Consider the following 10,101-nt stretch of genomic DNA (forward strand, 5'->3'; position numbering starts at 1 on the left):
GACGTTACTCCAAATTAACCAGCGACCGCTTAAAATACTCGACTGGCAAACACCGTATCAGGTTATGCTGACAAATTTGTCCAAAAATTCGGATTAAATTTGCAATCTACCTAACTAATTCGTTATTCGACCCTAAAAAAGGTATGACTGTGAATGAAAGATCATTTTGTTCACGGTCATGCCTTTTTGTTGTCCATTTAGTTATTGATAATGACCAGCAATGTCGTCTGGACTAAAATCCTTAGTGAATTGACGATCATAGGCCTTTTCATAGGCAGCAACTTTTTGTTGGTAATCAATTTGGCGCATCTTTTCGGCAGCTTCCCGCTGTGATGTGGCCGACTTTTCGACCGCATCCGGATAAATTGGCGGTAACACATGGACCGTATAATTGATGCCATGCGGATCCGATTTGGTCGGGGCGTCAACCATCGAAACAAAGCAGGACACGATTGGCACATTCAATCTAACGGCGTAGTAGTACGCTCCCCGTTCAAGCGGCCGCGGTTTGCGATAGTTGAACCACATTTCCCGTTCCGGATAAATTAGAATTGACTGTTTGCGTGCCAAGCTACTTTGCAAAAGGGCAATAAACCCCTTGCCCATGTAATTGACGCTGTCGCTGACAGGTATCGTATCAGCGTATGTCATAAAAAATCCCAGCATCCCGGGCATTTTAAGGTTGGTGAGCTCAACGACAACCGACAAATCAGGTTGATTCAGGGCTGATCGAACCAGCAGGTTGTCAATCGGGCTAAAAAAGTGGTTACAGGTAATGATTGCCGGCCATTCCAATGCCTTTAAATTGTCAGTCCCCTCAACTTTTAAATTGGGATTCATCATCCTCGCAGCCATATTCATGACCGACCGGACTTCGGCTGCCCGCCAATGATAACGTTTAGTTTGGTGAAGCTTCAAGAAGTGGTCCAACACCTCATGCTGCTCGGTAAGTGTCAGTACTGGATCATGTAGTTCGACTTTTTGATTAAATTTTCCCTGACGGACGTTTTCAGCAATGTTTTGAATCACTTTGTCACGCTCGCCAAGCTTTACCGGTGTAAAAGTCATAGGGCAATTTTTACTCCTTGCTTGGCCATGGCGTAAAATGTCGTTGGGGTCTTAATAATATCAACGGCTAATTGCATCAAATCGGACTGATTCTTCTGATCACGGGCAACTTCTTTAGGATTCATATCTGCGAGCTGCTGTTTTAACATGGTCTCGTAATCGGTTTGTTTGGCATAGGTCCAAAAATAGCTTTGTCGAGGGGCATCATCATAGCGCCACGGCTTGGCAAATAAGTTATAGTGAATCAGCCAGGGGTCAACATCCTGTGGCGTGGTGATTTGGATGTGCCATGACGGGTTCAAATAATAAATTCGATTTCTCGCGATGGCATTCATGTAGTCCTGATCCGGGGCCAAACACTTGAAATGGTACTTGTTCAAGAGCTGCAAAAAGTGTTCAGCGAATTTTAAACGGCGCATTTCAGCCAGGTTCATCAACAACACGCCGGAACAAACGTATTTCTGTGAATCAATCCCAACGGCTTGTTCAGCATAGTCAATCATTTCCGGAGTGTGGCCGATGAAGTGATCCGGCACTGCGCCAACCAGGTTATCCCCCAGCTGGGTATCAAATAATTCACCCACGTCCTTTAAAACCACCGTGTCCGCATCCAGGTAGAGCGCCTTATCCAATTTGGGGAACAATTCAGCAATAAACAGCCGGAAATAAATTGTAAAGGTAAAGTAGTCACTGCGTAGTTTGTTATTCTTATCAGTAATTTCTTGCTTCAAGCGATCATTAATTGAAACAAACTGAATTTTGAGGTTGTCCGTTTCAAAGGCTTTAAGCCGCCCTTGATTGTCGGTATTGAGATCATCACACAACACAATCACCTGGTAATGCCTGTCCGGTGATGTATGCGCGACCAGTGAAGCCAGTGAAACTGCCAGATAAGGTGCATAATTGTCATCGACAGCGTAAAAAATTGGCACGGTTTGATTTTCCATAATGAATCCCCCTTAAATTAATGTGATTGATGCTGGTAGGTCATAAATGACACGTTGCTTTGGTGACTGCGGGTCACCATTTGGGCATGAATCTGATCGTGGAGTTTTTGTTGGCGTTGTTTACGCGGAAGTGACTTGTCCGGCATAAACAGACCGTCGAAGTATACCACCTGCTTGGGTCGGCTCAACAGTCGGCCTTTTTGATATGTAATCGTCATGCTGTAGCTGGGCAGGTCGGCAGCGACTGGATAATGGAATGCGCCAACTGGAAACGGACGAATCTTGGTGTAATACGGCCAAACATGGGCTTCGGGATAGATAAACACTCGTTGATGCTGGTCCAATCGAGCATTCATCGCCCGCTGGAATTGGATCATTTGTGATAATTTCGCGGGTAGGATCAACGCACCACCCATCGTCAAGAGACGACCGACGATTGGAATACCAAGGTTGGCAGGTTCCGCAATCGGATACGCCCGCCGGGGTATTGCGACCAGCATCGGTAAAAGTGCATCCCCCAGCGGCTGGGTATGGTTGGCATAAATGAAGGCGCCCCGTTTGCCTTGGGTGCGCAGACACCGTTTGTTTCGAAAAGACGTCCGCAAATACAGCCGACAATAAACGAAGCTGACAACAACCGCCACCCAGTAGACGACCGTCGCCGTTACGCGGTAAAACCAATTTTGATGCAGCCAAATGTAGCCCTCAGGAATGGTGGCATTTTGATTTTTGGTAAAGACCACGTCATCATCAAAATCATGATACGTAAACACTTTTGATGTCCGTTTAGTCATTACCAATGTCATCCTTTCTTCCGAGAAGTTAAAATCATGAACAGAACCATTCTACCCCAAATATGACATTATTTCATCATTTAAAAATGGCAATTCACTAAAAATCGCCCTTTAAATGATGAAATTGGTGTAAAATTAAGGCTTGCTATGCTAGGATATTTGGGATAACAATGGATGTATACACATCATTAGAAGAATTTAGGGGATAATTTTGATGCAAGCTCAGTCCAAGAACAATACCAAGTTTAACTTTAAAACATTTATGGGCCTAATCAACCGAATTCACCCCCGTTACTGGCAACTGCTGCTTGGCTTTTTTCTAGGAGTTGTCGCAACGGCGATGCAATTGATGGTTCCCGGCATCGCCAAGGGGATCATCAACTCAATCGGTCATTCAATGGATGTCGGCCTAATCGTTGCCGTCATTTTACTATTCGTTTTCAGTACCATTATTGGAGCCTTTTCCGGCAGTATTTTAGGCTTCTTCGGTGAAGACGTCGTCTATAAGCTGCGAACAACACTTTGGGATAAAATCTTAACCCTGCCGGTGGGTTATTTTGACCAAACCAAATCTGGCGAAATAACGTCCAGGTTGGTCAATGATTCCACACAGGTCAAGGAACTGTTGGCCAATTCGGTTCCCAAAACCGCAACTTCGATTCTGCAACTGGTTGGCGCATTGGTCTTAATGCTCATCATGGACTGGCGGATGACTATCATTATGTTTATCGCCGTTCCGCTCGTCTTGATCTGCCTGCTGCCAATTGTCCGCCAATCCCAAAAAGTTGCCAGAGCGAGACAGGACGCACTGGCAGATCTCAATGGTAAAGCCGGTGAAATGCTGGGCGAAGTCCGTCTAGTCAAATCGTCTACCGCAGAAAACTTAGAACGAACAGCCGGCGATAAACGGATGTATCGCCTTTATCGCATCGGGTTAAAAGAAGCGATCTATGATTCAATTGCCGGACCTGTAATGGGCATGGTCATGATGGCCATGGTCCTGGGAATTCTGGGCTATGGTGCGATCCGGGTTCGGGAAGGTGCCATTGATATTGGGACCTTATTTTCATTTCTGATGTACCTGGTTCAAATGATTAGTCCATTTGCGGTTCTCGGCCAATTCATGTCTGATGTTGCCAAGGCAAGTGGCTCAACCACTCGAATCCAGGCATTATTGCAAACTCATGAAGAAGATCGTCTGACTGGAACGGATTTGGATATTGGCGATCAAACACTTCAGATGAACCACGTCAGTTTTTCTTATGATCAGCATCACCCCATTTTATCCGACGTGTCGTTTACGGCAGAACCCAATTTGGTCATTGCCTTTGCCGGACCATCCGGCGGTGGCAAATCAACCATTTTCAGCTTAATTGAACGTTTTTATGAACCTAACGAGGGCAGCATCACGATTGGCAATACCAATATTACTGATATTCAACTTGCCGATTGGCGCCAGCAAATCGGCCTGGTCGGCCAAGACGCTGCGATCATGTCTGGAACGATTCGTTACAATTTAACCTATGGTTTGCCGGGGCATTTTTCCGATGAACAGCTTTGGCATGTCTTGGAAATGGCTTACGCAACGCAATTTGTCCAGAAGATGCCTCGGGGCTTGGACACGGAAGTCGGTGAGCGTGGAGTCAAGGTATCGGGGGGCCAACGCCAACGATTGGCGATTGCCCGGGCCTTCCTGCGTAATCCAAAAATCTTAATGTTGGATGAAGCAACGGCGAGCCTGGATTCTGAGTCCGAAATGATGGTCCAAAAAGCGCTGGACCAGTTGATGGCCAATCGAACAACATTGGTGATCGCCCACAGGCTAAGCACAATTACCAACGCCGACGAAATTTATTTCATAGAAAACGGCAGGGTAACGGGCCAGGGAACCCACCAACAGTTAGTGAAAACGACTCCTTTGTATAGGGAGTATGTGAAAAATCAGAGCGCGACGAGCAACGGGTGAGGCGGTTTCTAAGGGTACTTTGATTGAAGTCCCTGGGTTTGGGACTTTAATTAAAGTGCACTTAGAAGTTAGCCTCAGTTGCGTCGGAGCGTATTTTAAAGGCCGGAGGGATCTCAAAATCCCCTAACCCCACCAACCAATCGATAATTCTTCCACTTCCTGCACACCAATCCAATCAAGACAAAATATAAAAAGAGCCAATCATTCCAAAAACAGGAATAATCAGCTCGTTCATTAAGATTCTAAGAGCAACACATCTCGCATCGCACCCTCACTCAGTTTCCAATTCCCCTTCAGCATCCAATTCAGCCATAATCTCCTGATACTCGGCTAAAATATCATCATATTCATGCAAATGAAGTTGCTGGTGAACTTTATCAACTTCCCAAGGCTTGACCGAAACCGTGTGGACGATCGGCCATAATTTCCAGCGGGTGGAGAAATGCTGAAAAACGGTGTCAGATTGAACATCCTGTTGCTCATTGTATTTTTCAGGGGCAAAAGCCTTGTGCTTGGCCAGCTTATTCATCGCGGACTGGTCCGGCATAATCATCGGCCATTTTCGGCAGCATTCCCGGCAGCGGGCCAGTAATTTGTCTTGTCGGATCATATCCAGGTTCATCAGGAGCATCCCCGAGTTAATGTAATCAAATGCTCTCTGTTGATGATGGAAGAACCAACGACCGTAATGATCCAATACGCCAACAAAATCAGTTCCTGCCAGTGATTGATGATAAAAATCTTCAAACGGCCGGCGACACACAACGTCAGCGTCCAAATACAGAATCCGATCGGAAAATTGCGGCACCAAATCACTATACAGCCGCAACATACTATAGGGCGTGAATAACGTGTTGATGTTCGCCTTGGGCAAATCCGCCTCAAACTGAGTGGTAATGTCAATTTTGGTAACGCCACTATCGACATTTTCCCGCTTGACCAGTTGATTCAAAAAGGCTGCGTGATCGTCAGTCAGCGCTTGAAATTGCTGATGACGATTATACAATTGTCCAGTTAAAATGTAGATGTTGAGTGGTTCTTGCGCGTGTTTTGTCAGTGAGAGGATTGAAATAATCAACCCCGAAAACATGTGGTCATCTCCACAGTATAAAATATCCAAACCGCATTCATCCCCCAATTCGTGTCTCATCAATCAAAGTGTGTCATATTTCCAGAGAAATGGCAACGGCGAATTGTCAAACTAAGTGCAACGGTTTGTCAAAAAATACTTCATATGGGGTTTCATAGTTTAACACTTTGCGAGGACGTTGATTTAACTGCTTTTGGCAGTGTTCAACGTCCTGTTCTGTATAATTATCAATATCTGTTCGCTTGGGAAAATATTCCCGGATTAATCCATTTGTATTCTCATTTGTTCCACGCTGTTCAGGCGAATATGGATCGGGCCAATAGACAGTAACACCTAACCTTTCGCTGATTTCATCAAGATGAAGAAATTCGGTCCCATGATCTGGTGTAATAGAATGAACAAATTCTTTAGGAATGGCCCCTAACAGTTCAACTAAGCCTTTATTTATCTCCTGCGAGTCCTTTTGCACAACCTTTTTGATAAGCGTAAGCCGACTAAGCCGATCGACAATCGTTAAAAGGATGGAGTGACCCGTTCGACCAATCACAGTATCAATTTCCCAGTCACCTATACGTTGACGCTGGTTGATAAAACCAGGGCGCTCATGGATCGAGATATAGTCGGTCTGTACTTCTCGATGTCGTCTAGTATTCTTTGAATGCCGAGTCCGATGTTTATGTCTGAGATGGCGCTGAATACCGGTATCACCACGTGAGGAGTACTTCTCACCTAAATTGTGTTGATAGATATGACGGTAAATTGTGTTGTAGCTAACACACCATTGATGTTCCTTATTAAAGCGAGCGGTAATCTGCTCTGGTGACCAGTGCAGATCTAAGATGTAATGAACAATTTGACGGCGTAATTGTGGATGGCTGTCTAATAGCCGCTTCTTGTGACAATTCTGCCGCTTTTGATGATAGTCATTATCTGCTTTGCTTGGGGAATAATTACCTGCACAACGTTTTAACTCCCGTGAAATAGTGCTTGGATTTCGCCCCAGCCGTAACGCAACAGCCCGGATAGATAACCCCTTAGCTCGTAAAAACATAAGTATTTCACGTTCTTTTATAGTAAGATGTTTATAGCTCATACCGGATACCTCGAATTGTTTGATTTGGTCGTTAAACATATTCTACCCGGTATGGGTTTATTTTTTTACTTTGTGTTGCATTTCAATTGTAAATTCGCCATCTAAAAAAACAGCGCCCCCTCCCACGAATGGTTCGTAATAATTTTTAATTTTTGACGGCAAATAACGTTTTATCTCTGGTAATAATTGTCGCTTTCCCCCAGCCCATTTGACAAAGGGCTTAACTAAAGGATTCTTGTGTATTGTCATTATATAAGTTCTCCTTTAGATTCTAATTTTTAATTTAAATACTAATTAAAGATGCGACCAACTTCCAGTAGCATCATTTTTAAGCATTTGTTATTTTACGCCTGTTTCAGGGCTTCTAATCTATTCTGATTATCTCATGTAAACCGGTTCAATGCACATCGAATTTCTTTCGGTATCTGATAAAGGTTGTCCGTTTAATCCCGGTATTACGGGCAACATCTACATCACTCATGCCCGTCTGGTAAAGTTTAAAAGCATGTAGTAAACGGGGATCATCTTCGGCATATTGAGGTTTCCGACCATGATATTTACCCTGCTGTTTAGCGAGGGCAATCCCTTGTTGCTGCCGTTCAATGATCCGCTTACGTTCGCTTTCAGCTTGATATTTATACAGTTCAATAATGAGATTCGTCATGAGCTGGCGTAAATTAGGATCCGCAATCCCTGTCATGGACGGCAAGTTTAACACATCTAGGGTGGTCCCCTTATTTTGAATGGTGTTCATGATCTTAGTTAAGTCCTGGTTGTTTCGGCCTAAGCGATCTAATTCAGTGACCAGGACAATATCACCCTCGCGAACATAGGCGAGCATTTTTTGCAATTCTGGCCGCTTAGTGTTAGCCCCACTTAATTTATCCGTAAATAATTTATCAACGTCTCTTAAAGCCGCTAACTGTCGATCTAAATGTTGCTCCTTGGAACTCACACGCGCATAACCGATTTTAGCCATTTCCACCTCTCCTTTTGGACAGCTCTAATGAACATTTGTAATTCCTAGTATAGCACAGAAGCAAAAAAGGCCACTAGGGTATACCCTATTGGCCGCTTATTTGTCTGTTAACTATTGACTTGCGTCTTGGTTATTGAAATCTTGATAAAGTTTGTCGAAGTTAATTGTACCAAGTCCGGTTGCTTGATTATATAAGGTTCCTGGTTGACCTGTATAGAATAGATTATTGTTATTATTGGCGTCGTTTAAAGGATTGAATGGTGTATCTGTTTGTTGTGCAAATTTATAAATTTGTGAATTCCAGAAACCGATTGACGTCGTCCGGCCGCTGTTCATGATGGCGTTAGCTGCCGCCATTTGAGGAGAGGTATAACTGGTACCACCACCGATGAGCCAATATTTTTTCAAAATGGGCTTACCTTTTGAATCCGATCCGGTAGACATGTCACTGGAAAAATAGGTGGCGTATCCGGTTTGCTTGTCCGCATTCCCAGAGACATCCGGTAAATTTCGGCCAGTATGCGTACCTGTCAGAATCTTTGGATGAGGATTAATGGTGTAAAGATGGGTTTGGGGACGGTAATTTAACAAGGTAATCGCTCTAAAGGTGTTTACGCCTGGAATACCCTGTTGGTAGCGTGGTGTTGGGTTTAATGCGGAAAAGCCACCGCCACTCCCATGGAAAATCCCCTTTAGGATCTCGTAAAAACCGCCAAAGAAGGGTTCGGATGGATGGTCAATATCGCCTAATGCCCGTTCCTTGGTAACTGTAATCGTTTTGTGATGGATCTTCTGTGTGTATGGTAAAGTTGTTCCACCAACAATTACTTGATAGGGGGATGTAGAAAAGGAATGTTGTTCTTTTAGTCCGCCCATCGCATATGGTCCTGAATCGCCACTAGCTTGAAAAACGGTAATGCCCTCGGTTGCTGCCTGCTCAAACATTAAATTTAGCGCATGGTTGTAGTTGGCAAGGGTTGCACTATGATCATCCCAACCGCCAAGAGACTCTATCGCGGGCGAATAACTGGTAGAAATTTGATGATCAAGGTCATTAGAAATCGCCTGCATAAACGATGTGTAATAAGCGCTTGGAAGGCTGGTCAAATTATTATTGGAATAGCCACTGTAGATATCGATATCGGCTTTGGGTGCCACAGAGCTTGCAGATTCAACATCAAGGGCAGCCTCTGTTTTGGGAATAGTTCCACCGATTTTGGATTCTTTTTGCATTGCTTTTCGATTATCAATTGTATAGATACGGTGAATTCGGTTTGGATTGTCATGGATACCGTTTTGTGCCCAATAGATTTTTAAATCCTGATTGTGAACAATACTATCACTGATAATGCCGATACGCTGTCCTTGACCTTCAAGCCCATTATCGTAAAGGTTATTTAATTGGTAACGGTCAGCGAACTTAAGGGCACCGTATTTTTTAGAAAACGCATTGCCGGTGACATTAGTGTTCGGCTTGTTATCGCTGACGGGAACATCAGCACTTTTTAAAATTGACGGAATATAAGCTGCTTTTTTTGCCGCTTTCTTTTTGGCAGGTGTTTTCTTGGCTGCTTTTTTGGTCTTGGGGTTTGGTGCGTAAACACCAATTACTGCAACTACTTGCTTGGACAGCTTACCTGGCAGTTTATAGGTTGTTTTTGATTCATGACCCTTTTCTTTGACATATTTAGCTTTAAAAGCTTTATTGACATTAGCTTTGGTTCCCCGAATCTTTAGGGAAAGATTACCGGGGTACGTATAAGTTCTTAGATGATATCGATTTAAATAGCTTTTAAATGATGAAATATAGCTATCGGATTGACCGAATTTTTGAGCAAACTCACTTGGTGACAGATACTTATGATAGTTGGCTGAATTTGGATCAACCGTATCATAAACGTAATTGGTTAAGTCGGTTTCGTTGGATACTTTAAAAGCAACGTTAACGACGGTTGATCGATTGTCTGCTTTCTTGGCCTTGGCATTAGCGGTAAAACCAGTTCCCAGAACCAGAAAACCGCTTAAGGTCGCAATAATAAGTTGTTTTCCCCTCAAAATAATCACTCTTTTCTAAAATAATCTAGTTTCCTCAATTGTCAAATCAAGTGCAACACTAAGAATCTATTCTTAGAAGTGGTCTAGTTGCTAAGCTAGTTCAGGCATT

At 43.7% G+C, this 10,101-nt stretch carries 8 protein-coding genes and 2 pseudogenes; 2 read left to right on the plus strand and 8 right to left on the minus strand.

From position 1 onward, the window contains the following. Positions 1-97 (plus strand): annotated as a pseudogene (locus EKM99_RS14980) (IS30 family transposase); the annotation flags it as partial. Positions 98-201: 104 nt separating this feature from the next. On the opposite strand, the gene EKM99_RS14985 reads toward EKM99_RS14980, so the two are convergent. The 3 genes from EKM99_RS14985 to EKM99_RS14995 are packed head-to-tail and all read right to left on the minus strand — an operon-like array spanning position 202 to position 2,809. Beyond that, positions 202-1,068: a lysophospholipid acyltransferase family protein gene (locus EKM99_RS14985; protein WP_125584147.1), complete on the minus strand. Its 867-nt coding sequence runs from the start codon at positions 1,066-1,068 to the stop codon at positions 202-204. Beyond that, on the minus strand, positions 1,065-2,015 hold the full coding sequence (locus EKM99_RS14990) for a glycosyltransferase family 8 protein (RefSeq protein ID WP_056986358.1): 951 nt from the start codon (positions 2,013-2,015) through the stop codon (positions 1,065-1,067). Before EKM99_RS14990 ends, EKM99_RS14985 begins: the two co-directional genes overlap by 4 nt. A 17-nt stretch (positions 2,016-2,032) precedes the next feature. After that, positions 2,033-2,809: a 1-acyl-sn-glycerol-3-phosphate acyltransferase gene (locus EKM99_RS14995; RefSeq protein ID WP_125584148.1), complete on the minus strand. Its 777-nt coding sequence runs from the start codon at positions 2,807-2,809 to the stop codon at positions 2,033-2,035. 214 nt (positions 2,810-3,023) lie between these two features. Between EKM99_RS14995 and EKM99_RS15000 the strand changes: the two genes are divergently transcribed. Then, entirely contained in the window at positions 3,024-4,775 is a 1,752-nt protein-coding gene (locus EKM99_RS15000) for an ABC transporter ATP-binding protein (RefSeq protein WP_125584149.1), read from the plus strand. A 271-nt stretch (positions 4,776-5,046) separates the two neighbouring features. On the opposite strand, the gene EKM99_RS15005 is transcribed toward EKM99_RS15000, so the two are convergent. From EKM99_RS15005 to EKM99_RS15030, 5 genes and pseudogenes are all read right to left on the minus strand, one after another. Continuing rightward, positions 5,047-5,895, minus strand: coding sequence for a glycosyltransferase (locus tag EKM99_RS15005; RefSeq protein ID WP_225419886.1), 849 nt, complete (start codon positions 5,893-5,895; stop codon positions 5,047-5,049). Between the two features lie 76 nt (positions 5,896-5,971). Continuing rightward, positions 5,972-6,958 carry an IS30 family transposase gene (locus tag EKM99_RS15010; protein ID WP_191982121.1) on the minus strand — a complete coding sequence of 329 codons (987 nt, stop codon included), beginning with the start codon at positions 6,956-6,958 and terminating at the stop codon, positions 5,972-5,974. A 99-nt stretch (positions 6,959-7,057) separates the two neighbouring features. Further along, a pseudogene (locus tag EKM99_RS15020) lies at positions 7,058-7,207 on the minus strand (DNA adenine methylase); the annotation flags it as partial. Between the two features lie 148 nt (positions 7,208-7,355). Next, positions 7,356-7,937 (minus strand): recombinase family protein, encoded by a 582-nt coding sequence (locus EKM99_RS15025; protein ID WP_125584150.1) that lies wholly within the window; start codon positions 7,935-7,937, stop codon positions 7,356-7,358. A gap of 111 nt (positions 7,938-8,048) precedes the next feature. Beyond that, entirely contained in the window at positions 8,049-10,001 is a 1,953-nt protein-coding gene (locus EKM99_RS15030) for a S53 family peptidase (protein ID WP_125584151.1), read from the minus strand. Positions 10,002-10,101 lie beyond the last annotated feature (100 nt).

Origin of the sequence: Levilactobacillus cerevisiae, from assembly GCF_003946245.1 — a bacterium.
In the GTDB taxonomy this organism is placed as follows: Bacteria; Bacillota; Bacilli; order Lactobacillales; family Lactobacillaceae; genus Levilactobacillus; species Levilactobacillus cerevisiae.